The organism is Lacipirellula limnantheis (genome assembly GCF_007746075.1).
Classification (GTDB): domain Bacteria; phylum Planctomycetota; class Planctomycetia; order Pirellulales; family Lacipirellulaceae; genus Lacipirellula; species Lacipirellula limnantheis.
Genome location: NZ_CP036339.1, coordinates 6,263,084 through 6,288,697, shown reverse-complemented (window position 1 = coordinate 6,288,697; position 25,614 = coordinate 6,263,084). Strand labels below are relative to the sequence as shown.

The window sequence follows — 25,614 nt, the reverse complement described above, 5'->3', positions numbered from 1 at the left end:
GGGCGGCGGAGTCGCTGGCGGCCGCGAGAGGGTTAGGCGTCGGGCTCGCGGGCGGGATCAGGCTACGAGGGAGGCTGCTTCATCGCTGCCCACCAGCCAGCAAGCCCGACAAAGGCGATGGCAAATCCGACCATAAAGAGGACCGCCCTCCCGTCGCCGATCTCGCTGACGGCGGCACCGTGGAAGACCACAGCTGCTGAGAGAACGACGATGGACGCACTTAGTGATTTCATCGCCGCATTTTAACTGCCGGCGCGGGAAAGCAATCGGCCGTGTACTACGGACGGCGTTTCAGCGGCACACAGGCGGCTGCAAAGATGCACAGCCCCAAGCCGACGACCAGGACTACGAGCGGCTCAGTAAGGCGATCTCTAACGCCCACACACCAACTGTCAACGCCGGTTCCCGGCATTAGCATGCCAACTGTGAGGCCAAGGCCGAATACTACCATGCAGAAACGGAAAAGGCTCATTCCTCTATTTTAACCCCGAATCCGCCCGCCACACCTAATCCCGCACCACCGGCTGACAGAGGTTGAGAGCAATGTGTGTAGAGAGAAAAAGAAGCAGCCCTAGCCCCCAGCCTCCCGGCCGGGGTCAGGGGTTCTGTTTGCATTCGGATCGTGCGTTGCGCGCAGCTGCCGCGTCATGTATTCAGGAGCATCTGGCCATCGGTCCTTGAGCCAACGGCCGATTAAAGACCAGACCGCCTCCGCTTGGTCGTGCGAAAGCAGATCGACAGTGAACCACGGGGCTTTGCCGAGGTAGCCCGCTTGACTGTACGTCCGATCGATGTAGTACAACCAAGCCTCCTCGGTATCCAAGACTGAGGAGGGGATTTCGGCCGCACTTACTAGTTGGTCGACGCTCGCAAGCCACTCGCTCCATTCACGGGTTTTTTCATGTAACGCCTTTCCTTTGCGTCTAAAGCTCACGCCACGCCTCCCAGTGCAGGAGCTTCACCGAGCCCCATGTCGCGCATTTTAACCGCCAGTTCGGGAATGTGAGCGCCGAGACGGCAGCTATAATGAGAGCATGTCTTCCCTTGATGGATACATCCTCGCGGCGGCTACCGGACTCTTTGTGATTGCCGGGCTACTCGACTTGTATCGATGGGTCAGGTATCCCGAGAGGAGGCATCGCAAAACCACTGACGTAGAGTGGTTTTGCGGCATTCTTATCGGCCTGGGAATCGGCGTGCCAATGATACGTGTGCTGATCGCGGCAATTGAGTAGCCCCCGATATTTCCCCCACCCACGGGCTGCACACTGAGCCACACGTCAGGTCCCACCTTTTTCGGCACGTCTAGTGCCCCGAGGAGCCCCACGATTCGTGCCGCGGCCTCAACGACATCCGACCCACAGACAGACCCACTCGTAGCATCGAGCATGACACCTGGCGCACCACTGCCAGTCGTTCTCGTCACCGGCGGCAACCGCGGCATCGGCTGGGAAATCGCCAAGCAACTGGCTGGTCGCGGCAATCACGCCGTCGTTGGTTGCCGAGATCAAGCCAAAGGGGAAGCGGCGGTGATAGTCCTGACGGCAGCCGGGGGCGTGGCCAAAACTTCCCGCTAGAAATTGGCCACCAGAGCTGCTACGGTGGTCGCATGTTCACTGACTGCCGCGTCTGCTCGAACGCTGCCGATCCCACGGGAGAAGGCCATTCCGCGCCTCCGTCGCGCGTCCGTCGGACGCCAACGTTTTGTCCGCGCCCGGTGCCCAAACCCATCCGCCAGACGCCGGCGATTTGCGCCCTCGCTCCAAGTTTTGTCCACTGGGCGCGGACAATTCGCCGCGACGTCGCCAGCGGCGCTTTTCGAGCCAAAAACGCCGCTCTGGCGACGCCGAAGCCTGTTGCCGACAGACGTTTTGTCACGACGACGGCCGTTTTGCACGCGGACAATTCAAACGCGAACGTCCGCCGAGCCACGAGTCCTGATTGCTCCCGTTGGCGCGCGAGGCTGCAGTGCGGGCGCTGTCGCTCACTTGGCCGCGACGCGCGGCGAGGGCCAGTCGGGACGGCCGTCGGCGTCGGCGTCGAGCTTCGTCAGGTCGAGCATGAGGTAGGGACGCTGGTAGGCTTCTTTGTCGCCGCCGGCGTAGCTCACCCAGAGGCGCATCGCGGTGGCGTCGAAGACGACGTTCATCACGTTGCCCCCCTTGATGGGAATCTGGTTCGCCAGCGCCACGAGGCTTGGGCCGTTGATCGTGCCGCGCTCGGCTTCGAGCGTCGGGAACGCGCCGCGGCCTTCGTCGTGGTAGACGAGGTCGCTGAGCGTGTGGGGAGCGAGTTCGTCGTCGGCCGCCGCGTCGGACCACATGTCGATCTGAGGCTCCTCGCCAAGCGGCGCGGCGACCCGAATCTTCACGGCCCGCTTGTCGTGGAGGCCGTCGCCGAAGACGAAGTGGTAGCGCTTCGTCTGCGGCGTCTGGCGGAAGAGGGTGAGTGCTTCGTTGAGCGAATTGGCGTCGTAGAGAAGCGTGCGGAACCACGCGGTGAAGTGGGGGGCGTGGAGGTTGTACGGCATTTCCTTCGCGGGGGCGTCGCCGATTTCGGAGAGGACCACGCCGGAAGCGTTCATGCCGCAGTGGGCGCCGAAGAAGCCAGTGAACGACGGCGTGACGTGGGCTTCGCCCTCGGTCGGCAGATAGACGATCAGGACGGGGAACTCATGGGCGCCGGCTTCGAGGGCCCAATCGAGGTTGCGGGTTTGATAGAGGTGTCCGTCTTCGGTGGCGTCGCCCCAGGCGGAGATGCAACTGCAGGAGTAAGGCATCAGCAGCGGCAGGCAATGGACGTGTTGCAGCAGTCGCATCGGCAGCCCGCTCCCCTCGGCCGCGCCGACGAGTTGCTGCTGGACGCGAGGATCGGTGTAGCCGGCGGTGGTGGCCCAGGTGCGGTCGAGCGTTTCGTCGTCGACTTGCAGCTCTTGTTTGAAGCCTGCCACGGCGGCGGGGACGAAGTGCTTCATCTCCGGCGCGCACAGCCGGCCAAGGTGCCAGCCCATTTGGTAGGGCGTGCCGCGGACGACGACGACGGGGATGTTGACGTCGCCGTTGGCAATAACGGTGCGATGGCCGGAACCGCCGGGGTCGGTGGAGCTGGGGGCCGTCTCTGCCGCGGGGGTCGTAGGGGAAGCAGTTCCCTTGATGGCCGCTTCCTTGGAAGCGTCAGCGGCATGGACGGTGGCGGCAGACGCAATGAGTGCACTGCAGAGAATTCCGCGCAACAACCGGGCAGGCATGGTCGGGCCCTTCAGTTGGAGACAAGACTCAGAAAAAGCGGCGGCAAAGGCCAGTGTGAGTATACCCGAAGGGGGGCGGATGGCAGAACGAGGGACGCCTCCCGCCGAGGGATCCTCCCTCCGCGGGTAAAGAAAAAGCCCGCGGGCCGACAAGCGTTGTCGGCCGACGGGCTTCGAGGGGTGGCTAACGGGGATCGAACCCGTGACCTCCAGAATCACAATCTGGCGCTCTGCCAATTGAGCTATAGCCACCGCAAGCGGAAGCGTTCGATGGTACTCGGTGAGGCGGGGGATGGTCAACGCTGCGAGCGGGCCGCTGCTGCGTCTGGTACGGCACTTTCAGCCCGGGGCTGGGAGGGTTGCGGAGGTCGGGTTCGGGAAATTCTCCCTAGCGGGAGCGGAGGTATTTCATGACCCCGAGCCCGACGCCAATGCCGATTCCCGCCCCCAGACCGCCGAGGAACAGGGCCAGGCCCAGGGGATATTCGGACTCGGTGACATGGGCTAACAGCGGCATCATGGGGGAGGTTCCTGGGGCATTTGAGGTTCGGGGTGTTGGGGTTCAGGAAAGGCTGGGCGCTGGCGGTGTTGCCTGTGGGAGGTGTCGAAGCGTGTCCCCACGTCAGCACTGGCATCCTGCCAGCGGCGCCACTTTCCCTTGCTCACGGCGCCAGGACGGCGGTGACGGGGAGGCTTTCCATGAACTGCTGGTACTCGCGGTCGAGTTCCCCGGCGCTCCGGCCAACCAGTTCTGGCAGCGACCCTGCTTCGTCTCTGCCAGCATAAATGAGCCGCAGCAGTTCGCGGAAGGGGCGGCGATATTCGCCTTCGCGGCCATCGATGAAGAACGACGCCAATCCAGCGGATTGGCTGTAGAGGGGGGCGAGATCGGCACGCTGCTGGAGGTCCGTAACGCCCAGCGCGTCGAGCTCCGCCAGCGGTACGTAGAAGTTGTCGACAATCCGGCGGTGGCGGGCCGCCTGGACCCGGCCCGCGTCGGGCGTGCCGACGGTGTAGGCCAGGCCGACGTCGGTCAGCTGCTCCTTGAGCGTTTCGAAATAGCAGGCCGCGCCTTCGACGGCCCAGGCATTCGCGGCGGCAGCGAGATTCCGCGTCGGTTTGGGAGCGGACTCATAGAAAAACTGGTGCACGGCCTCGTGGGCGATCGTGCCGGGGTCTTGATCGTCGCCCGCGAAGAAGTGGGATTCGCGCTCGCGGTCAAAGTAGATGCCGTTGGTCATCGCGATCTGCGGTTGGCGGCGAATCAGCGCGTCGTTGTACTGGTCGCGATTGCGGTGGTAAACAACTTTCATCGGCCGGCGGAGGAAGCCGTCGGTTTCTTTGCCATCGAGCCGTGCTTGCAGTTCGGCGGGCGTGAGCGCGAGCTCGCCGAAGAGTTGCCGCCAGAGTTGATAATACGTTTCCAGGCGGATGGCGAGGTCGGCGGCGGCGGCACGGTCGACGTTGGTGACCACTTGGAAATGATCAGTCCGCACGGTCCAGCCATGCTCGATATCGGCGTGGCGCTCGGCATCCTCGGCGACGGTGATCCACTTCTGGCCCCAAGGGCGGAGGCCCTGATCGTACTTGGCGGCGTGGTCGGCCTTGATCCAGCCATGCTCGCGGCTCCAAAGGTGGCCGGCTTTGAGCATGTGCTGTGCGTACTTGCCGGCCCATTGATCGCCGACGCGCTGGTAGCCGAGCAGGCGGCGAGCGTCGTCGTGGTTCGGATCGAGGGCCACGGCGCGGCAGGCGTGCTGCAAGGCCTGGCTGACTTCACCGGCGGCGACGGCGGTACGGGCTTGTTCGAAGGCCGCCGCCGCTGCAGCTTTGGCGGCCGGGCTTGGCTCCGTTGCAGGGCCGGCGCTGTTGTAGACGTCGCTGGGAACGAAGAGGAGCGAGCCGAGCTTTGGGCCCGATTCCGCGGCGGAAACTGGCGCAGCGACCAGCGCGACGCAAGCAGCGATCAGGAAAAACAAGCAGCGGCGGAAGCGTGGGGCGGGCACGTCTTCATTTTAGCATGCGACCCACCGCCGCCGGTCTACGACCGGCCGGCGGTGAATCCAAGAAATGCTGAAGGATGGATGCGGAATGCTGAAAATGCGGGCTGAATCTCGGGAATCCGTCCGACCCCCTCAGCCTTCATCCTTCAGCATTCCGTATTTTCCCACTACCGATCGAACGCGGCGTCGAACGCGACGTTGCTGGGCGAGAAGTCGAGCTTGCGGAGCATTTCGCAGGCTTCGCGGGCGCCTTGGGTCCGCTCCATGCCGCTGTCTTCCCACTCGACCGACAGTGGTCCTTGGTACTTGGCGAAGTTGAGTGCCCGGACGATTTCTTCAAAGTTCACGCCGCCGCGCCCTGGCGAACGGAAGTCCCAGCCGCGGCGCGGGTCGCCGAAGTTGAGGTGGCTCGCGAGGATGCCGCTGCGGCCGTTGAGCGTGACGATCGCATCCTTGATGTGGACGTGATAGATGCGGTCGGGGAACTCGCGAATGAACTCAACGGGGTCGATTCCCTGCCAAATGAGATGGCTAGGATCGAAATTGAAGCCGAACTCCTCGCGGTTGCCGATCGCATCGAGGGCGCGACGAGCGGTGTGGATGTCGAAGGCAATCTCCGTGGGATGGACCTCCAGCGCGAAGCGAACGCCGCATTCGGCGAAAACGTCGAGGATCGGATTCCAGCGATCGGCGAATTGTTGGAAGCCGGCTTCAATCATCGATTCGGGAACCGGCGGGAACGAATAGAGCAGGTGCCAGATGCTGGAGCCGGTGAAGCCGTTGACCACGCCGATGCCGAACTTCTGCGCGGCGCGGGCGGTCGCCTTCATTTCCTCGGCGGCGCGCTTGTTGACGCCATCGGGCTTGCCATCGCCCCAGACATGGGCGGGCAGAATGGACTTGTGGCGTTCGTCGACGATGTCGCAGACCGCCTGGCCGACGAGATGATTGCTGATCGCGTGGCACTGCAGGCCGTAGCGATCGAGCTGCTCGCGTTTAGCGGCGCAGTAACCGGGGTCGGAATTGGCCTTGGCCACGTCGAAGTGATCGCCCCAGCAGGCGAGCTCGTTGCCGTCGTAGCCGAACTCGCGAGTCATGCGGCCAAGTTCTTCAAACGGCAGATCGGCCCATTGGCCAGTGAAGAGAGTGACGGGTCGCGCCATGGATCGCAAGGCTCCTTCAGCGGTGAGAGCAAGTTTGAACGGCGTCGTGTTTGGAAGACGTAGGCGCCGGAAGAGTCGGGAACGAGCATTGTCGCCAAAATCCGGCGCATCGCAACTGGCCGGCGGCGGCGGCGAAACGGTGCGATATTTCGGAATGCTATAATTTCTCCGATGCAGCAGAAAAATTGAACCGCCAGGGACGCCAAAGAGCGCCAAGGGATACAGCGACATGATCGAACCACCAAAATGTGTCGGAGGACGGGAGAGGAACCGCGGATGGACGCGGATACGCGCAGATCATTCCCATCTGCGTTTATTCGCGTTCATCGGCGGTTTCCAACGTCAGTGCATTTCCTTGGCGTCACTTGGCGTGCTTGGCAGTTCAATCTTCTTCCTCTTCGCGACGTCGATCAGCCAAGCAGCGCTGCCAATCGACATCGAGGTCGCCGCCGAAGCAGGGTCGCCGTTTGGGGCGATGCAGGAGTGGGGGAAGCTGCTCAAAGAGATGGACCTTGCGCGAGTGCGACTGCGCGGGGCGAACGGCGGCGACGAACCTTCCGTCACGCCGAGCGGCGAAGGGGAAAACCAGCGGTTCAAACTGGTCGCCATCCTTAATCGTCGCGATCAACTCGAACTCCCCGGCGGCAAGTTCGGCGTCGGCGATCGGGCGAAGCTCAAAGCTTACTTTGAATCGCTTCCGGAACGCGCGGCGAATCAAGGGGTCGAGCGCGGCATCTTCAGCCTGACGAAGCAACAATTCGAACAGGTTTACGAAGACCTCTCCACGCCGGTGACGATGAGCACCAAGGGCGTGGCACCCGAGGCAATCGTGGCCACATTGAAGGAGGGGCTGACGATTCCGCTGGAAGTCGACGACGAAGCGAGCCGCGCATTGCGATCCGCCAAGCCTTTCCCGCGCGAGCTGCAGGGGCTAACGACGGGCACGGCCCTGGCGATGGCGATTCGCCCCGCCGAGTTGACGATGATTCCGGAGCAGAAGCTCGGCCAACCCCTCACGCTGCGGGTTGTGAAAGCATCGCGCGAGCGACGCGGGTGGCCGGCTGGCTGGCGTCCCGCGAAGTCGGCCCGCGAACTGGTTCCGGCAATGTATCGCTTTACCAACGTTGAGATCAACGGCTTTACGCTCGACGAAGCCCTCACGGCGCTCGGCCCGCATATGGAGGCGCCGCTGTTGTTCGACGAGCGCGTGCTGGCGGTCCGTTCGATTGATCCGGCGAAGATTGAGGTGAGCCTGCCGCGGGGCAAGACCTACATTCGACGGGCCGTCGATCGGGTGCTCAGCCAAGGCCGATTGGCCGGCGAATTGCGGGTCGATGAGGCGGAGAAGCCTTTCTACTGGATAACGCAGTTCGGGCCTGATAACCTGCCGGCGTTGGAGAAGAAGTAGGTCGACCAACGAGGGCCGCGTCCCTTTTAGCCCCCGGCTCTGCCCGGGGGGCGGCATCCAGTACGCAACACGTTCACTCAGGCAACGCGACCCCCGGGCGGAGCCCGGGGCTGCAAGGATCACTCATGGCCCATCCCAGCGTTCGTTCGCTGCTGCCGCTTTCGTGGCAAGTCCCCGACGAGTTCCACCGTCGCCTCGGCGATCAGCCCGGGCGACAGCGGACGATGAAAGCCGACGGGCATCTGCTGGTGATCCTCCATGCGCCGCCGAAGCCCGACTCGAGCGAGCGGGAAGGCCGCTTTTTCTGGCGCGACGCCAACGGCCAGTGGACGCCCCCCGGCACGGCGCCGAGTCAGCCGGGCCTCGGCCAACTGCTCGCCGAGTATGAGAAGATGATCGACCGCTTGCAGGACGCCGAGGACAAGGCGAAGACGGCGCGCGAATATTTTGAGTTGCTCAATCAACTCAATCCGCTGGTGCGATCGACGCGCAATCTGCACGAGGCGCTGCAAGACGCCCGCGAGGGTGCGCCCGAAGATCGCCAGTTGCTGCTGTGGCGCGACCGGGCTTATGCGCTAGCTCGCTCGGCGGAACTGCTTCACAATGATTCGAAGAACGCTCTCGACTTTGCCGTCGCCCAACGGGCCGAAGAGGAAGCCGAATCGAGCCGCCGTGCCGCGACGGCCGCGTATCGGCTCAACACGCTCGTCGCCTGCTTCTTCCCAGTGGCAACGCTCGCGGCGATTTTTGGCGTCAACCTCCATCACGGGATGGAGACGTGGGATGAACAGTACGCGCCGCTGCCGATGGTCGCCATCCTCGGCGGCGGCTTTTTGATTGGCATCTTGTTGATGCTGTTCATCAATCGTAAGAGCTAGGACTCGTTCCCACGAGGCTAGCGGCGTCAAGCCTCCATTCTTGGCCGTCCCCCCGTTCGAGGGAATTTTGCTTTTGCGTCGACCCACGGGGGGCCCCATTAACAAGCCGCAAAAGTCGGCGGCCCCGTCGTCGCGTCGATTGCGTTTCGCTCAGCGTTTTCCGAGGCAACTCGTCGTTTTCAAGACGAATTGCGCTGGCGACTTTTGCGTTTTTCAAGTTGCGTCGAAACAACGCAAAAGTCGCAAGAAGTGCAGCCGGGCGCCAACGAGTGCGGTGCAACGTCTACGAACTATCGAGTTGCCAAAGAACCAAGCCGCGCGGAACGCTGGCCTGGGCGCATCGTAACGTGCCGTCGTGCGGAGGTGCAGTGACTATTTTTGGCCAGCGCGATCTTCAGACCGCTCCTCCTCCAGTTCTTCTGGAGGGGGGAGCTTGATCTCGACGTTGGGGAGCGTAGAGCGTAGCAATTGCTCGGACGCGGGATCGACTTCCCACACGAACTCCACTCTTTTTAAATTTGGAAGCGTGGCTAGAGACTTCACGCCGGCCGCGGTGAAACATTCGCCCTCGCACCAAATCTCTTCAATAGATGGCATTCCCTCAATTGTCTTTGCCGCAGCATCCATTCCTTGGCAATCGTAGAAACCAACCGACCTGAGATTCGTCAGTTTCTTGACGGCCGCGAATCGATCGTCGTCCAGGTCAGCCATGCTGAAGTAGAGAGTCGTCAGATTTGCAATGCATTCAGGCTCATTCGCCAACATCTCGACGAGCGTCGGGTCGTTCACGAAGATCCGACTACCATCGTTGCCCGCTTTGACTAATGAGACGTCTTCCTGCCATCGCTCGGCCCGTCGTTTCTCAAATTCTTGTTGATCTCGCTTGCCTTCGGCCAGGAGCCCCAAAACCATCAAGCCTAGGATGGCAACAAAGACGCCCGCCATTGCAAGGCAACTACGGGTTGAGATATCAGATGTAGCTTTGTCAGCCATCGGACGTGCCGTTGCCGCGGAGCGGCATTGTTGGCGTTCCCACGCGGAGCGTGGGAACGAGGGCTACAACAGCTCATCGAGTTCCTTCACCAGCGATTCGAAGCGATCGAGAGCGGCCGCCACTGGCGCCGGCGTCGTCATGTCGACGCCCGCGTCTTTCAATAGGTCAAGCGGGTCTTTCGAGCAGCCTCCCTTGAGGAACGACAGGTAATCGTTCAGCTCCTGCTTGCCGCCATTGAGCACGCGTTCGCTCAGCGCGATCGCCGCCGATAGGCCGGTGGCGTATTTGTAGACGTAGAACGCCCGGTAGAAGTGCGGGATGCGGAAGCATTCGAGCTTCAGTTCGTCGTCGATCGCGAAGTCGGGGCCGAAGTAGAGCGACAGCAGATCGCCGTAGATCTTTTGGAAGGCGTCGACCGTGAGCGGCTCGCCCGCCTCGGCTGATTCGTGGATCAGCTTCTCGAACTCGGCGAACATCGTTTGGCGGATGATCGTGCCGCGGATCGCGTCGATGTCGCGGTTGATCAGGTAGGCCCGTTCTTCCTTGGTCTTCGCATCGTCCATCAACTTGCGGCTGAGGAGTTGCTCGTTGAACGTGCTGGCCACTTCGGCGACGAAGATGACGTAGTCGTAGTAGATGAACGGCTGCGTCTTCGACGAGTAGTAGCTGTGCATTGAGTGGCCCGCTTCGTGGGCGAGCGTGAAGACGTGGTCGAGCACCTTAGGCTCGTAGTTCATCAGGATGTAGGGCGCGCCGTCGAAGCTGCCGCAGCTGAAGGCGCCGCTTTGCTTGCCGCGGTTCGGGTAGCGGTCGCACCAACGGGCGGTCGTGAGTCCCTTCTCCAGCACGCTGCAGTACTCGTCGCCGAGCGGGGTGAGCGAGCTCATCACCGCCTCGACGCCTTGCTTCCAGGTGCGGGTTTGATCGAGGTCGCTGAGGATCGGCACGTAGGTGTCGTACTGATGGATCTTCTTCAGCTTCATCTTCCGCTGCCGCAAGTCGAAGTAGCGGTAGAGGGCCGGCAGGCGGCGGTGGACTTCCTCGATAAGGTTGTCGTAGACCGACATCGGGACGTTGTCGGGGAAGAGGGCGGCGGCGCGAGCGCTCGTGTAGCCGCGGGCCTTCGCGTAGTAAACGTCGCGCTGCACCGAACCGCCGAGCGTCGCGGCGAGCGTGTTCTGATGGGCGGCGAAGACATCGTAGTATTGGTGGAACGCGGTCTTGCGGACTTCACGATTCGGCGAGTGGAGGAGCGCCGAGAAGGAAGAGTGCGAGAGTTCGATCTCGTCGCCGCTCTCATCTTTGACCATGCCGAACTTCAAATCGGCGTCGTTCAGTTGACGGAAGATGCGGTTCGAGGCGTCCGACATCTCGCTCTGCATCGCGAGCAGCCGCTCTTCGCCGTCGCTGAGCGTGTGGGGCTTGTAGCGTTGGATCCGCTCGAGGACGAGGCGGTAGTGGGCCAGTTCCTTCGAGGCCATGTACTCCTTCATCTTCTTCGCGGGGATCGCGAGGATCTCCGGACGGATGAAGCTGGCAGCCTGGCTCGCCTCGCTGCCGGCGTGGTTCTGCCGGCCCTTCATCCGTTGATAGTTGCTGCTGGCCTGATCTTCGGTCGACTTGAGGAAAGCGTAGGTGCCGAGTCGTTCGCCGACGCGGTCGAACTCTTCGTCAAACTTCAGGCAGGCGGCGAGCTGCTTCGGCCCGTCGGCGAGCGTGCCGCGGAATTTTTCGAACTTGGGGATGAGCTTCTTCCACTTCTCGAAGGCGGCTTCCCACTCCTGGTCGTTTTTGAAGAGGGAGTCGAGATTCCAGGTGTCGTCAACTTTTACTTTCTCGCGCGGAGGGAGGGTTTTGGCCTTTGGCTTGGCTGACGATTTCACCTTCGGAGACTTAGCTTTGGAAGTTGCCATGAGATGCTCGTTAGAAGTAGCCGCCGATCAACGACCGGCCGGAGTGAGTACAAATGTGGAATGCTGAATGGGGAATGGGGAGTAGAGGGGCCGAACGATTATGGCGGCTCCCCATTCCCCATTTCTTCACCTACCAGCGCCAGACGATCGTGCCCCAGGCCAGTCCGGCGCCGAAGCCGGACATCAGCAGGTGGTCGCCGCGGCGGATGCCGCCGGCGCGGACGGTTTCGTCGAGGGCGATCGGGATGCTGCCGGCCGAGGTGTTGCCGTAGCGGTCCATGTGCATGACGACGCGCTCGCGATCAATCTCCAGGGCTTCGACCGCGGCGTCGAGGATGCGGACGTTGGCCTGATGGAAGAGCCAGCAATCGATCTGTTCGGTTGAGAGGCCCGAAGCTTCAAGCACCTGGCGCGTCGTCTCTTCGACTAGTCGAACGGCCCACTTAAAGACGGGCCGGCCATCCATTTTCAGGAGCCAGGAGTTTGGTTCGACGCCGATCTGGTACGGCGACTCGGCGCCGCCGACGGGGCGATGCAGCAGTTCCATGCCCGAACCGTCGGCGCCGATCGTGTAGGCGAGCGCCCCCTGCTCGGGACTGCCGGCCGAAAGCAACACGGCGCCGGCGCCGTCGCCGAACAGCGGGTAGGTCTTCACGTCGGTCGGATCGATCGCCCGCGAGTTCGCGTCGGCGCCGATTACCAGCGCCTTCTTGCTGCAGCCGGTGGCGACAAACTGCATCGCCGTCGTGAGCGCGTAGGTGAAGCCGGCGCAGGCCGCGTTGACGTCAATCGCGCCGCATTGGAGGCCGAGACGGGTTTGCACGCGCGTCGCGGTGGCGGGGAGCAACCGATCCGGGGTCATCGTGCCGAGGACCAGAAGATCGATCTCCGAGCGATCGATCTTGGCCGCTTCGAGGCAACGTTCGGCGGCGGCGACCGCCATGTCGCTGGTCGTCATCTCGGGCGGGGCGTGGCGGCGCTCGCGAATGCCGGTCCGCTGGAGAATCCACTCGGGGTCGCAACCGAGGGAGGAGAGGTCGGCGTTCGTCACGACGTTGTCAGGGACAAAACTGCCGGTCGCGAGAATCTGGACGCCCGACAGAGTTCGGACGGGCGCTCCGCCGACCGCCGAAAAACTGTCGCTCATTGCAGGGAACCTTCAGGCCGAAAGAGTTTGGGAAAGGTGGGCAGTGGGGGGTGGCGCGAATCTCAGCAGCGTACGCCTTTGAGCGGAGGGCTGCAAGGGTGAGCTGAGGCAGCCCGCAATCGGGCTTCATTTGATCCGCCAAGGACGCCAAGAGCGCCAAGGAAAGGCGGGGGGAACTTGAACCACGACGGCACGGCGAGCGCCATCGAATAGGAAGAGGATGGAACTGCCGATAAACGCCGATGAACGCAAATAGTTTCTTATCTGCGTCTATCAGCGTTTATCGGCGGTTCCAGCATTTCTCGTGTATTTCCTTGGTGCTTATGGCATCCTTGGCGGTGGCCTTTTTTCTAATATTCTCAACAGGCTGACCGGCGGCCATTAAGCGGCCTTGTTGCTGGCATAGGAATAGAGAATCGCGTTCCCCTGTTTGCCTACGATTTCGACAGCTCCCATTTGACGCAGGCAGTAGGCGATGCGCTGCGCCGTGAATCTTGGGGTCTTCAGTCGCTCGGCTAAGTGGGCGGTGTGGAATTGCTTGGGCAGCCGCTTCGGGAGCAGGCGCTTGAGATCCGCCGTGGTGGCAAAGGTTTGGGACGCGACGATCTGCAGCAAATGTTGATCTTCGATTTGAAAGTCTCGCTCAGAACTGCGCCGACGCCGGCGCTTGCCGCGGCCGGGGAAGCGGCGCTCCTCCACGTCGACCAGCACGACTTCGAGCGTGAGGCGTTCGTGGGGGAATACGCGCGTGAAGTAGACGAGCTCGTCGAATACATCGAGCAGCGTCCCTCGCTTCGGACTGCGGCGGCGGCTGATCTCGGCGCCCCCGCAACCGTCTAGCTTGACCAGTAACTTGTTGGCGACGATCGGTTTGACGATACGAACGCGATGCTTGGCCAGCAGCTTGCGAATCTTGTCGCGAATCGCCGCGAGCGAGCCGTGCTGGATCTCGATCAACTCGTCGCCGCGTACGGCGTCGATGCGGTATTTGTCGCAGACCACCTCGCAGCAACCATCGTCGCCTGCGTAAATCGCTTTCAGCTGACGGTGGAGGGAGGTTTCCATAGTAGCCGCCGGTCAACGACCGGCCGGAGCGGTGTTAGTTGTGCAGCGTCTTCAGTACTGCTCCGGCGGCTGGTTGAGCCGCGGCTACTGAGTGATGCCAAAATCTTTGATCGTCAATAGCGTCGTTAGTTCGTAGCCCTTCGCCGCAAAGGCTTCGCGGCCCCCTTCGAGGCGGTCGACGATGGCGAAGACTCGCTTCACCTTCAGGCCGGCCGCTTCGCAGCGTTCGATCGCCAGCAGGGACGAGCCGCCGGTAGTAACGACGTCTTCAACGATGACGAGTTCTTCGCCGGCGGCGTAGGGGCCTTCGACGTACTTGCCGGTGCCGTGTTGCTTCGGCTCCTTGCGAACCATCACGCCGCGGAGTTGCTTGCCTTGCACGCCGGCGAGGGTGAGGATCGCGGCGGTGATCGGGTCGGCGCCGATGGCCATGCCGCCGACGAGATGCGGCTTCTTGTCGCCGAGGAGTTCCAGCATGCCGGCGCCGATCAGCTTCGCCCCGCGCGAGTCGAGCGTCACCTTGCGGCAATCAAGGTAGAAAGTCGCCTTTTTCCCCGAGGCGAGCGTGAAGTCGCCGAACTGGAGGGCGGTTTCTTTGATCAGTTCGATGAGGGCTTGCTTGTCGTACATGGCTCTTCGCGTCCCGGCCGGCAAAATTGAAACTCAAACGCCGGGGTATACCACGAAGCGCGTGGAGCCTGCCAGGGGCTGCCGGGAGTCGGCGCCGCGCACGATGTTTTACCGTCGTACCGTAATCGTCGAGCCGACCGAAAGAATGTCGTACACATCGTTCACGTCGGTCGCGTTGAATCGAATCACTCGCGAAACGGGAGGCGCCGAGACTTGATCGGCCGTGCCGGGGCCGCGGAGCATGGCTGGCTGGCTCGTCGGATTGGTCGTGCTGGTCAGCAGCAAGCCCCGATCCTCCTTGGCGCCGGCCGGCTGGCCGTAGACGCCGCCGACGATGGGCGTCAGCAGTTTCTGGTCGACTTTCCACGAGCCCTCTTCGATCGACGCGGTCGGATCGAGCTCGATGCTAAACCTTCCGGCGTAGCTGCGATCGAGCATCAGCGTCATCCGCCGCTTGCCAAGATCGACAATGGCTGAGAAGGGGCCCTGCACGACCTTAAGCTCCTGCCCTACTTGCACGGCGGCGGGATCGGCGATGCGATTGATCTTGGCGAGCAGCTGCCACGGCACGTTGTATTTTTGCGAGATCGTTTCAAGGGTCTCGCCGGTGGCAACGATATGCCTCGGCAACAAGCGGTGAGCCGGCGGACCTTCGTAAATGACGTCGCCGGCCAACTGGCCGAGGAGCGTTTCGACTTCTTGCGTCTCCTCAGCCGTGAGCGATGGATCGCCGTACCATTCGGAGAGCTTGATGAGGGCCTGATTCAACTCGCCGCGATCGAGGTCGGCCTGTACGGCGACGCGCGTCGAGGCGTAGGTCGAACCACTGGGAGCATCGGTCGGAGTGATCGGTTCGCTGGCTGCCGGGGCGTTCGCCGCAGGAGCTGCGCCAGCTGCGGGAGCAGGCGCTGCGGCGACGGGGGCGGGATCGGTTGAAGCGGCGGCGGCAGCGGCAACGCCGGCCGTAGCGGCAGCGGCGGCGTAAGGATTGGGCGAGGCTTCAGCCGCTGGGGCCGGAGCGGGAGTCGTCGCAGCGGGTTCAGCAATGGCCGAGGCTGACGGCGGGCTGCCGCCAGGCGTGTTCACGAACGGCACTGCGACGACGGCGGGCGGTGCGGCATCGCTGCTCTTTGCGGTAGAGTTTGATTCCGGGAGCGGCGGCATCTCCGGGACTTCCGCCGTGCGTGCGACCGGCGACGATTCCTCGTCGTCGTGGGCATGATCATGCGTCGCGTGATTATCTTTGGCTTCGGCTGCGACTTCAGTCTTGCTGGAAAGCAGCGGCTCGGGCTTCCACGCGGGCGCGGCGTCGCCGACGGGAGCGGCCGCGGCCTGACCAGCCGGGGCGCTTGGACTGAACGGCGGCGCTTCGAGCGCTGGCGCCGCGCTAATGGTTCCTACGCCGGGAGGAACGGCCGCGCCGCCCTCCGCGCCGATCTCAAGCTGGTTGGACCACTCGCCAACGCCCTCCGGAACAACCGGCTCGGTTTCGTTGATCTTCATGTACAGCACGACGCCGACGACGGCCAGCAGCGTAATCGTGGCCAGTGGGCGAAGGGAACTCACGGCAGATCCTCCGAACGAGCGAACAACGAGTCGAATCATGCGACAGCGCGACGGTGCGCGAGCGCAGCCGATGGCGCGCGGGATAGTAAGTATTGTCGGCTGTGAGGGCTATGGCACTTTGGCGGCGCTGCTAGCGTCGGGGAGGTTCGAGATGAACGCTGAAGGATGTATGCGGAATGCTAACTGAAGGCGGTAGGTGGAAGAGCTCTCATATTCCGCATGTAGCATTCAGCCTTCAGCATTATTTCGTAGCTAGCACCGCACGCCGCTGGCGGGAAGAAGTTCGCGCAGATTTGAATTCGCGAGTTCGACGTTTCTCCAGGCCGTGTTCTGCATGAGCATCGCGCCGACCATCACGTCGAACGGCGACTGGGCGGGCCACCATTGCTGCGGGCCGAGTTGGTCGAGCAGCAGGCGATAAACATGTGCGCTGACATGCTGCATGGGGACTTGGAGTCGAGCGTGCTAGCAGCGCGACGTCTGTCACGCGCGCTGACGTTTAGTTTCTGTCAAGCTGAATGCACGGAACAAAATCCGGAACTGGAATCCGCGTTTGTTTGCTTTTGTCACGGCAAGTATAATCGAGCCTGACGACGCATCGCGCGACGCGGAAGACATGGACGCCGCGAGCTTCGTCGACGACTCCCCAATAGCGTGATCAACAAGACCGCGTTGACAATTGACGACGACCTCCGCTAGCACGGCGCGTCGCGTCAGAAAGCATAAGAAGACCCTCCCGTGATCTCCGTTCGCCCGAAGATTGCCGAACTGGTTTATCAGCTCTACGGTCGGTCGCTCCATCCGGAGCTGTTCGACCTCCAGCAGTCGCGCACCGTCGAACGGGGGGCCTACAAGGCAACCGTGCAGATCACCAGCGCCGGCCACATCGTTGCGTGGCAATATCGCGGACTCACGCTGACCGAAGTGGCCGCTGGCGCCCATCATCCGCTCCCCCAGCGGCGGCGGTTGATGTCGTACCGGCTCAAAGGCGAGCGGACCGACCGGATCGAGATTCGTCCGGGGCTGACGTACGAGATGAACTTCTCGCTGGAACCAGCCGACCATGAGAAGTTCGCCGCCTATCAGCGGGAACTGACGCTCGCCGGCACTCGGCAGGGAATGCTGCAGCGGTTCGAACCGAGCGGCCGTTTTGAGACAGGCGCCCTCAGCTACGTGAACATCGAATCGCGCGACAAGTCGCTCTGCGTGCAGGCGTTCCACACGTTTCCTGACGACTCGGCGGTGCTGAAGATTCAGTCTTGGTACCGACTAGGGGGCTGACTCCCGAAGTTGTCGTTCTGAGCGAAGCGAAGAATCTGGCGCCTTGATCGTGCTTCTACATTCTTCGCTGACTTTACCCTGAGCGGGGCGAAGGGCTCAGCATGACAGCGACGCCTACAGTCTGTAGCACTTCTTCGCGAACGCCGCCACCGCGGCGGTGAAAGCAGCCGGGTTCTCCATCGGCGTCATGTGTCCGGCGTGGTCGATTTCGGTGATACGTACGTCGTCGTCGCCTGACTTGGCCAGCAGCGCGGCGAATTCGTGCATCTCCGCCGGGGGGCTGATCGCGTCTTCAGCGCCGACGATGCAGAGCGAATCCGCCGTTATTTTGTCGAGCTTGCCGCGGACGTCTTCGCGGCGGGCCATGCCGCGTTGCGCAGCGGCGACCGCTTCGGCCGTCTGACGCTCGATCATCGCACGAAGCAGGGCCTCCACTTCCGGGCGTTGCTCGCGCGTCTCGGCGCCGAGGAGCTTGGGCATCATCGCGAGCGCCGGCGACGAGTTTCCGGCTTGCATCGCCGCCTCGGCCATTTTGAACCGAGCGGCCCGCGGTTCGTCGGCGTCGGCCACGGCGCGAGTATCGCACGGAACGAGGCCGCGAATCCGATCGGGCCAGCGCAGCGCGACTTGCCAGGCGACGTAACCTCCCATCGAGAGACCAGCCAGCACGACCGGCTCGCTGATTTGCAGGCTGTCGAGCAGCCCGATCACGTCAGCCGCGTAACGCTCCATGCCAACGCCGTTCTCCGCGTCGCCCTCCGCAAGCTGCGAGGCGCCGAAGCCGCGCAGATCGGGTGCAATGACGCGAAAATTCGACTGCAGCGCCGCGATCTGTGCATTCCACATCGTGTGGTCGAGCGGGAAGCCGTGAAGCAATACGATCGGCGGTCCCGCGCCGACGTCTTCGCATGCCAGACGGACGCCGTCGACGTTGAACTGACGTTGAGCCATTGTTTATTGCTTCGCTTTCTCAAATTCGGCAAGTTGCCGACGCATGATTTGGTACTGCGGCGCCAGCTCCACCGCCTTGCGTTGAGACTTAATCGCATTCTCAACGTCGCCTGCGGAAAAGTAACAGCGGCCGAGGGTGTCGAGGTAACTTGGCTCGTCGGGCGACAGTTCGAGCGAGTGGAGCGAATGCTGCACCGCCTGAGCGAAGTCGCCTTCGGTATTGCTTACCAGCCACGCCCATTGGTTGTATTTGGACGGGTCCTCCGGCGAATCGTCGATCTGATTGGCGTACGACTCGGCCATCTTGGCGATGCGATCGCGCGTCCGCTGCTTGTACTCCTCGCTCGCGTCGGGCATACGGAACATGGCGATCAGGATGTCGGGGTCGTCGTCATACTTCTCGTAGGCTTTTTCAAGCGTTTCCCGTTCCAGATCGAATTCTCCGCGGGAGTGGTGGTGGTTGGCCTGGTAGAGAAGCTGCCGCCCTTCGATCGCGTTGAGGTACTGCGTCCCATCGAGCTGCTGGCGCAGTTCCCGTAGGGCCAGACGGTTCTCTTTCGCTTGGATCTGCTGAAAGAACTCCAGCAGAACGTCCGAGGCCCCTTTGTAGTCCTGTCGGTCGTGAAGCCAGGTGGAAACTTCGCGGCGGGCGATGAGCGATTCGTAGCTCAGCGGCGGCATCGCCTCGATAGCGGTGTTGTATTCTCGGAGCGCCCAGTCAACGGCCCCGATGTCGGCGATGGCGGCCGCGATCGAGACGCGATCGATCGGCTCGTCGACCTTCATGGAGAAAGCCCGCTCGGCCAGTTTGTTCGCTTCGTCAGTCTTCCCAGACCGGGACAGGGCGGCGGCGTAACGGTAGAGGAGTTTGCGATCGCCGTGGATCTCGCCGCGATACTTCTGGTAAAGCTGGTTGAGCACGTCCCAGCGCTCATGGTCGACGATCCAACCGATGGCCCAGACCAGGCTGGCATCGAACTGGGGTCGATCCTCGTCCTCATTGATCAAGTCGACGATCGCCAGCAGGCCAGCCGTCGTCTCGTCGACGAGCTTCAGCTCATTGCAGAGGTCTAGGCGGCGTTGCATTAGCGCCGAAACCGTCGTGAAATCCGTGTCGGGCGACTTCGCCTGATACAGCTTCAACTCGGCGTCGATGGCCTTGTTCCAGTCGGCCAAGGTCGCTTGACGATCGGCCTGCTCGCGCAGCCAAAGCTCGATCCACGCCGCTGCGGGGCGGACGTCCCCTTGCAATTCTTGCCGGCATGCATCGAGGATCGCCGGAGCCCCTTCCGTCGGCGGTTTCTGCCGGAGCATCGCGAGCGCCGATTGGCGCGCCACCCCGGGGACATGCTCCAGGCGGGCGATCCGACAGAGCGCCGGCAACCCTTGCCCGTTGGGCAGCGCTGCGAGCAACTGGATGCGATGCTGCTTTTCGTCTCGCGAGAGGTCGCCGAACCGCGCCAACGCTCGACGGACTTCTGGCGCGTCCTGAGGGCGAATCCAATCGACGCGCATGCTTTGCAGAATGTAGCTGGCACGCTCGGCAATTTCGAGGTCGTCGCTTTGCTCGGCAAGTTTGAGTTGTTCCTGCGCGGCGGGCCCGAGCCGCGTCAGCTCTTCTTCGGCGTGACGTCGCAGGGCGAACTGGTCGGAACCGAGCTGCTCGACGAGCTTGGCGATGGCAGCGGGATCGCTCGCCGGCGCCGTCTCGGCAGCGCACGCAACCGCGTAACCGAGCAGGAGGAAAGCTACGGTTGGCAGAACTCGTTTCATCGCACCTCCTGACGTAGCCATTTGATTGGATGCCAGAGACACGCCAGTGCCTTTCCAGCCTCGGGCTCCGCCCGGGGGTCGGTCGCCATGCCGGCAGCCGGCGACCTGCGGTGCGCTAAGTCCCGGCCGAGAGGCTTGTTCCAATGCTATCACTATGCGCATTTAACACAGAGAACACAGAGGCTACAGAAAAGACGACTAGTGAATCATCTCCCTGCGGCCTGCTCCCTCTCTGCGTTCACTATGTTTAAATCGTTGTCCGCCAAGCATTTCAAGAATGTTGGCGCTGGACTAGGCTTCGGAGCCCGAGGGGTAAAGAACGGCCATTTAGCGGTCGGCTTCCATCTGTTCGATATAGCGGCGGAGTCGTTCGAGCTCGTCGGAAACGTTTCGCAATTTCAGCATATTCTCGACCCGCTTTACCAACGACACCTTGTCGACGGGCTTCGAGAGGAAGTCATCGGTCCCCGCGTCGACCGCACGCTCCATGTCGCCGTGTTCGTTGAGCGCCGTGACCATTAAGATCATGATCCCGCGGGTCGCGGGGTCGCCCTTGAGCTTCTGGCAGACCTCGAAGCCGCTCAGCTTCGGCATCATTACGTCGAGCAGGATGAGATCGGGCTTGAACGACGCCGCCTTTTCGAGCGTATCTTGCCCGTCCACCGCGACGGCGATCTCGACCTCGAGCCCGCTATCGCCCAGATACGCCTCCAGGAGTTCGACGTTCGCCTCGTTGTCGTCGGCGATCAGCACGCGGTCGCGGATTGGTTGGCTCATCTTGCCTTCGCTGGAATTGCGGGAGATTTGATACAGAGAATCCGGAGATCACCGAGAGAAATGCAACTTGCCTGCGCCTTCACTCGCTTCGGAGTTCTCTGCGTCCTCGGTGCTCGCCGTGATCAATGCAATCTAAACGGCCGCCGTCGCCTCGGCGAATTGATCGGCAACGGTCGGCGCCGGGAAATTGACGCCCAGTTCGCGGACTTGCTCACGGATGCCAGCGTGCACCTTCGCGTCATCGGCGGCGCGGAGAGCCTGGAGCATCCAGCCTCCGATGGTGCGCATTTCGTCGACGCCCATGCCGCGGGTCGTGAGCGCCGGCGTGCCGACGCGGATGCCGCTGGGGTCCATCGGCTTGCGCTCGTCGTACGGAATCATGTTCTTGTTGACGGTGATCCCGGCGGCGTCGAGGGCATGCTCGGCCTGCTTCCCGCCAATTCCCAGGGGGGTGACGTCGACGAGCATCAGATGGTTGTCGGTGCCGCCGCTCACCAATCGCAGGCCGCCGGCGGTCAGCACTTGTGCTAAGGCCTTCGCGTTGGCGATCACTTGTTTGATGTAGCTCTTGTACTCGGGCTGCAGGGCTTCGCCGAAGCAGACCGCCTTGCCGGCGATGACATGCATCAGCGGTCCGCCCTGGATGCCGGGGAAGACGCGGCTGTTGATGGTCTTGCCGTACTCTTCCTTGCTGAGGCACAAGCCGCCGCGCGGACCGCGGAGGGTCTTGTGGGTGGTTGTCGTGACGAAATCGGCGACCGGCACCGGGTTGTCGTGCTGGCCCGCGGCGACGAGGCCGGCATAGTGGGCCATGTCGACCATCAGCTTGGCGCCAACCTCGCGGGCGATCTCGGCGAACTTGCCATGCGGAATCTCACGCGGGTACGCGCTGGCCCCGGCGACGATCAGTTTCGGCTTGTGCTCGCGAGCAAGTTTGGCGATCTGATCGAAGTCGAGCCGGTGATCGTCCTGCCGCACGCCGTAACTGATGAAGTTGTAGAGCATGCCTGAAATGTTCAGCCGCATGCCGTGAGTGAGATGACCGCCGTGGGCCAAGTCGAGGCCCAGGACCGTGTCGCCCGGTTCCAGCGCGGCGAGGTAGATCGCCGTGTTGGCCTGCGAACCGCTATGGGGTTGCACATTGGCGAACTCGGCGCCAAATAGCTTCTTGGCTCGGTCGATGGCGAGGTTCTCGACGACGTCGACGTATTCGCAGCCGCCATAGTACCGTTTGCCGGGGTACCCCTCCGCGTACTTGTTGGTCAGCACGCTGCCGGCGGCCGCCATCACAGCCGGGCTCGTGTAGTTTTCGCTGGCGATCATCTCCAGGCCATCTTGCTGGCGCTGGATTTCATCGGCGACGGCAGACCAAACTTCGGGATCAGCGGCAGCGAGTGGATTGCTCATCAACGGGGGCTCTGGGGGCTTCGCGGCGTGTCGAGTTGGGGGCAAAAAAGGGTTGGGAGTTTTTTGCGACTGGGGAGCCTCGATGCGAGCGACGGCCGGCAGTCGCCATGGACTCCCGACCACGTTGCCAGCTGCATCGCAACTGATTATCGCGGCTCCATTTAGACGCAACACTATCATTGTCAGAGCACCGGCGGAGAGTGTCAATCGTCGCGAAACGCGCACGCGGCACTTACGCCGGAGTTACTCAGCAGGGCGCGATAAGAATAGTCGGCGCTGGGCAAGCTCCTATAATCCCATGTTCGCGCTCGGCTTTAGCCGCGCGCCTTTCCCTTGCCGCTTATGCCGGCGGCCTCTCGCGACCGTGCGATGAACGACTTCCTGCCGATTTGATGGGTTTTGTCCCGCAACCCGATTGACCCCCGGACACTAACCGGGGGCTTCAGGGGGCGACGCGGTTGCCCATTCCCTCCCCCTTCCGCCGCCATCGAAACGTGCTGGCAGCCGAAGGCGTCCCTTTTCTCGGGTTCATCTTGCACGTTTCGCCCGGAGACGATTATCACGACTGCCATGCTCCACGAAGAATTGCCGCTCGCCGTCAAGAAGGAACTCGACGTTCAGGGACTCAACGGGGTCCCGGTGCTGCTGTCGACTAGCACCGATCTGTCCCTTTCCGGGAAGCCGCGGCGGCATTGGATCGTCGCCACCCATGCGAACGTGGCGGCGGTCTCGGAAGAGGCTGAGGGTGGCGCGACTCCGCATGCGCCGCGCGTCGAAAGCCACGTGTCCGTCAGCGACGTGCAGGAGTTCCGCACCCAGGGCGCGGTCGGTTCCGGCTTCCTGCAAGCCTACGTCGACGACCACTGGGTCGACTTGGCTCGCTACTCCAACGCTGAAGCCGATCGCTTCCACCGCGTTGCCCGCAGCCTGGAAGAACTGCGAACCACCGGCGCCATTGCGGCGGTCGATGGCGAGCCGTTACTGAAGACCCACTGCGAGAAGTGCAGCCAGCGCCTGCCGACCCCCGGCGAGGCGTGTCCCCGCTGCTTGCCGCGGAAGGCAATCATCGGGCGACTTGGCCAAATGTTGTGGCCTTACCGCGCGACGGCGGCGATTATGTGCGGCCTGATGCTCGTCGCGGTCGCGGCGGAACTCGCGCCGCCCAAACTGCAGCAGTATCTCGTCGACGACATCCTCAAGGGAGGCGACAAGACGCTTGACCCGCAATCGCTGCTCACGGCGCTGCTGGCGGTCGTCTCGGCGCTCGCGCTCGCTCGCATCGTGTTAAGCGTCGTGAACTTCGCCAAGGGACGACTTGCCACTCGGGTGGGGGTAGCGCTCACCTTTGATCTGCGCGCGAAGCTGGTCGAAAAACTTCACACGCTCGGCCTCGGCTACTACGATCGCCATCAGGTCGGGTCGATCACCAGCCGCGTCGCCTACGACAGCGAAGTGATCCAGAGCCTGCTGCAACAAATCACCGGCGGCTTCCTGCTGCAGATCGTGCAGGTGACGGCGGTCGGCGTGATGCTCTTCACGCTCAACCCGAAGCTGGCGGTCTACACGCTCATCCCGGCGCCGCTGGTGATTGCCGGCAGCTGGTTTTTCTGGAAGCGCGTTCACCCCAAACATTACCGCTACTGGGACAGCAGCAGCAAGCAGGCTGGGATGCTGACCGGCATGCTGTCGGGCATCCGCGTGGTGAAGGCGTTTGCACAGGAGGAGCGCGAGTATGAGCGATTTAACCGGATCAGCGATTACTTGCGAAGTTCGCGCATCCGCGTCGATTACTCCACCGCCGCCTTCTCGGCGACGATGCAGCTGATTTTCAGCCTCGGCGGCTTGATCGTCTGGTACGTCGGCGGCCGCGACGTGCTCGCCGGCAAGATGACGCTCGGTTCGCTGATGGCGTTTCTCGCGTACCTCGCGATGTTCTACACGCCATTGGCGACCCTCTCCCAGTTCACCACCTGGCTGACGAACTTCCTCACCGGTTGCCAGCGGGTGTTTGAGCTGCTTGACACGCCGGTCGAATCGACCGATCCTGCCGAACCGGTCGACCTGCCCGATGTGAAGGGACGGATCGAGTTCGACAAAGTGACCTTCGGCTACGAGCGGCACCAGCCAGTGCTGCGGGACGTCAGCTTCGCGATCGAACCGGGCGAGACCATCGGCATCGTCGGCAAGAGCGGCAGCGGCAAGACGACGCTCGTGAATCTGCTCTGCCGGTTCTACGACGTCAACGAAGGGCGCGTCCTCGTCGATGGCGTCGATGTGCGACAACTGGCGGCCCACCAACTCCGTCGGCAAGTCGGCGTCGTGTTGCAGGAGCCGTTCATGTTCCGCGGTACGATCTGGGACAATCTCATTTACGGTCTGCCGACCAGCGATAAGGAACAAGCGATCGCCGCGGCCAAGGCGGCCCAGTCGCACGAGTTCATCCTCAACTCGCCGCTGGGGTACGACACCTGGCTTGGCGAGCGCGGCGCCGGCCTTTCGGGCGGCGAACGTCAACGCCTCTCAATCGCGCGGGCGATTCTCTACGATCCGCCGATCTTGGTGCTCGACGAAGCAACCAGCAGCGTCGACGCCGAGAGCGAACAGGCGATTCAGCAGGCGCTCAAGGCGCTCACCCGCGGGCGGACGACGATCGCGATCGCCCACCGCTTGTCGACGCTTCGCGACGCGCATCGGATTTTGGTGTTTGATCGCGGCCGCTTGGTCGAGCAAGGGAGCCACGAACAGCTCATTGCCGAGAATGGCCGCTATGCGAAGCTTGTGCGGCTGCAGTCGCAGGCTTCGCCCAAGGCGTCGATTGATGATTTGCTCGAAAAAGCGGAAGACGCACCGTCGGATGAAGCGAAGGCGACGGCCGAACACGACGCCGCGCTGGAAGCGAAAAAGTTCCTGCCGCGCTGGCTGCTGCCGGACGACGCCGAAATCTGCGCCGGCGCCCGCGACACGATGACGGCGGTGCTTGCCAACGATCAGGTGTTCCGCGGCGTATTCGCCGTGAATTTGTTCCCAGCGACCAGTCCGGAGGATTACATTAGCCTCCGCGTCTGGACGCGCGACGGCGAGCAGCAGGAAATCGGCATCCTCCGCAACCTGAACGAGTGGCCGGCGGAGGCCCAGCGACTCGTCCGCTCCGCGCTAGATCGCCGTTACTTCCTGCAAACGATCGAAGGCGTCGACGCGATCAGTCTCGAACTCGGCCACCTCCACTGCGACGTCCGCACCCCGCACGGCCCGCGACGGTTCACGATGCGTTGGAGCCAAAGCCAGGTGCAAGACTTCGGCGAACGCGGCAAGATGCTGCTAGACCTCGACGACAACCGGTTCCTGGTGCCCGACGTGCAGACGCTGCCGCCGAAGGAGCGGGAGTTGTTCCAGCGGTACGTTTATTGGTAA

General features: G+C 62.7%; 21 protein-coding genes and 1 tRNA gene. 5 read left to right on the top strand and 17 right to left on the bottom strand.

Going from position 1 to position 25,614, the window contains the following annotated elements; all coding sequences use genetic code 11:
- Positions 1-62: 62 nt before the first annotated feature.
- Positions 63-233, bottom strand: coding sequence for a hypothetical protein (locus tag I41_RS27595; RefSeq protein ID WP_168207138.1), 171 nt, complete (start codon positions 231-233; stop codon positions 63-65).
- Positions 234-1,388: 1,155 nt separating this feature from the next.
- Here I41_RS27595 and I41_RS24565 point away from each other — a divergent pair.
- A complete protein-coding gene (locus tag I41_RS24565) occupies positions 1,389-1,577 on the top strand; it encodes an SDR family NAD(P)-dependent oxidoreductase (RefSeq protein ID WP_145435663.1) in 189 nt (62 codons plus the stop codon).
- 407 nt (positions 1,578-1,984) lie between these two features.
- Here I41_RS24565 and I41_RS24560 read toward each other — a convergent pair whose 3' ends face one another.
- From I41_RS24560 to I41_RS24545, 5 genes are all read right to left on the bottom strand, one after another.
- On the bottom strand, positions 1,985-3,247 hold the full coding sequence (locus tag I41_RS24560) for a C45 family autoproteolytic acyltransferase/hydolase (protein ID WP_145435662.1): 1,263 nt from the start codon (positions 3,245-3,247) through the stop codon (positions 1,985-1,987).
- Positions 3,248-3,426: 179 nt separating this feature from the next.
- Positions 3,427-3,499 (bottom strand) — tRNA-His (locus tag I41_RS24555).
- Positions 3,500-3,635: 136 nt separating this feature from the next.
- The gene (locus I41_RS28375; RefSeq protein WP_261342463.1) at positions 3,636-3,767 is read right to left on the bottom strand and encodes a hypothetical protein; all 132 of its coding nucleotides are present in this window, start codon (positions 3,765-3,767) and stop codon (positions 3,636-3,638) included.
- 142 nt (positions 3,768-3,909) lie between these two features.
- A complete protein-coding gene (locus I41_RS24550; RefSeq protein ID WP_145435661.1) occupies positions 3,910-5,253 on the bottom strand; it encodes a hypothetical protein in 1,344 nt (447 codons plus the stop codon).
- A gap of 164 nt (positions 5,254-5,417) precedes the next feature.
- On the bottom strand, positions 5,418-6,413 hold the full coding sequence (locus I41_RS24545; RefSeq protein ID WP_145435660.1) for a sugar phosphate isomerase/epimerase family protein: 996 nt from the start codon (positions 6,411-6,413) through the stop codon (positions 5,418-5,420).
- Between the two features lie 370 nt (positions 6,414-6,783).
- Between I41_RS24545 and I41_RS24540 the strand changes: the two genes are divergently transcribed.
- Together I41_RS24540 and I41_RS24535 are read left to right on the top strand one after the other, a co-directional pair.
- Positions 6,784-7,821, top strand: coding sequence for a suppressor of defective silencing 3 (locus I41_RS24540; RefSeq protein WP_145435659.1), 1,038 nt, complete (start codon positions 6,784-6,786; stop codon positions 7,819-7,821).
- Between the two features lie 125 nt (positions 7,822-7,946).
- Positions 7,947-8,699 carry a hypothetical protein gene (locus tag I41_RS24535; RefSeq protein WP_145435658.1) on the top strand — a complete coding sequence of 251 codons (753 nt, stop codon included), beginning with the start codon at positions 7,947-7,949 and terminating at the stop codon, positions 8,697-8,699.
- A gap of 372 nt (positions 8,700-9,071) precedes the next feature.
- Here I41_RS24535 and I41_RS24530 read toward each other — a convergent pair whose 3' ends face one another.
- The 7 genes from I41_RS24530 to I41_RS24500 form a co-directional block, all read right to left on the bottom strand.
- A complete protein-coding gene (locus I41_RS24530) occupies positions 9,072-9,692 on the bottom strand; it encodes a hypothetical protein (RefSeq protein ID WP_145435657.1) in 621 nt (206 codons plus the stop codon).
- Positions 9,693-9,755: 63 nt separating this feature from the next.
- Positions 9,756-11,606 carry an oligoendopeptidase F gene (gene pepF / locus I41_RS24525; RefSeq protein WP_145435656.1) on the bottom strand — a complete coding sequence of 617 codons (1,851 nt, stop codon included), beginning with the start codon at positions 11,604-11,606 and terminating at the stop codon, positions 9,756-9,758.
- A 130-nt stretch (positions 11,607-11,736) separates the two neighbouring features.
- Entirely contained in the window at positions 11,737-12,753 is a 1,017-nt protein-coding gene (locus I41_RS24520; RefSeq protein ID WP_145435655.1) for a beta-ketoacyl-ACP synthase III, read from the bottom strand.
- 381 nt (positions 12,754-13,134) lie between these two features.
- Positions 13,135-13,818: a hypothetical protein gene (locus I41_RS24515; RefSeq protein ID WP_145435654.1), complete on the bottom strand. Its 684-nt coding sequence runs from the start codon at positions 13,816-13,818 to the stop codon at positions 13,135-13,137.
- A gap of 84 nt (positions 13,819-13,902) precedes the next feature.
- Positions 13,903-14,448, bottom strand: coding sequence for an orotate phosphoribosyltransferase (gene pyrE / locus I41_RS24510; RefSeq protein WP_145435653.1), 546 nt, complete (start codon positions 14,446-14,448; stop codon positions 13,903-13,905).
- Positions 14,449-14,556: 108 nt separating this feature from the next.
- The gene (locus I41_RS24505; protein WP_145435652.1) at positions 14,557-16,014 is read right to left on the bottom strand and encodes a LysM peptidoglycan-binding domain-containing protein; all 1,458 of its coding nucleotides are present in this window, start codon (positions 16,012-16,014) and stop codon (positions 14,557-14,559) included.
- Positions 16,015-16,266: 252 nt separating this feature from the next.
- Entirely contained in the window at positions 16,267-16,458 is a 192-nt protein-coding gene (locus I41_RS24500) for a hypothetical protein (RefSeq protein ID WP_210421064.1), read from the bottom strand.
- Between the two features lie 294 nt (positions 16,459-16,752).
- On the opposite strand from I41_RS24500, the gene I41_RS24495 reads away from it, so the two are divergent.
- A complete protein-coding gene (locus I41_RS24495; RefSeq protein ID WP_145435651.1) occupies positions 16,753-17,295 on the top strand; it encodes a DUF2617 family protein in 543 nt (180 codons plus the stop codon).
- Between the two features lie 114 nt (positions 17,296-17,409).
- On the opposite strand, the gene I41_RS24490 is transcribed toward I41_RS24495, so the two are convergent.
- From I41_RS24490 to I41_RS24475, 4 genes are all read right to left on the bottom strand, one after another.
- Positions 17,410-18,246, bottom strand: coding sequence for an alpha/beta fold hydrolase (locus I41_RS24490; protein ID WP_145435650.1), 837 nt, complete (start codon positions 18,244-18,246; stop codon positions 17,410-17,412).
- Positions 18,247-18,249: 3 nt separating this feature from the next.
- Entirely contained in the window at positions 18,250-20,019 is a 1,770-nt protein-coding gene (locus I41_RS24485; protein ID WP_168207137.1) for a tetratricopeptide repeat protein, read from the bottom strand.
- Between the two features lie 327 nt (positions 20,020-20,346).
- Positions 20,347-20,796 carry a response regulator gene (locus I41_RS24480; RefSeq protein ID WP_210421063.1) on the bottom strand — a complete coding sequence of 150 codons (450 nt, stop codon included), beginning with the start codon at positions 20,794-20,796 and terminating at the stop codon, positions 20,347-20,349.
- Positions 20,797-20,928: 132 nt separating this feature from the next.
- Positions 20,929-22,203, bottom strand: coding sequence for a serine hydroxymethyltransferase (locus tag I41_RS24475; RefSeq protein WP_145435648.1), 1,275 nt, complete (start codon positions 22,201-22,203; stop codon positions 20,929-20,931).
- Positions 22,204-22,773: 570 nt separating this feature from the next.
- On the opposite strand from I41_RS24475, the gene I41_RS24470 reads away from it, so the two are divergent.
- Complete coding sequence (locus I41_RS24470; protein ID WP_145435647.1) at positions 22,774-25,614, top strand: ABC transporter transmembrane domain-containing protein; 2,841 nt, start codon at positions 22,774-22,776, stop codon at positions 25,612-25,614.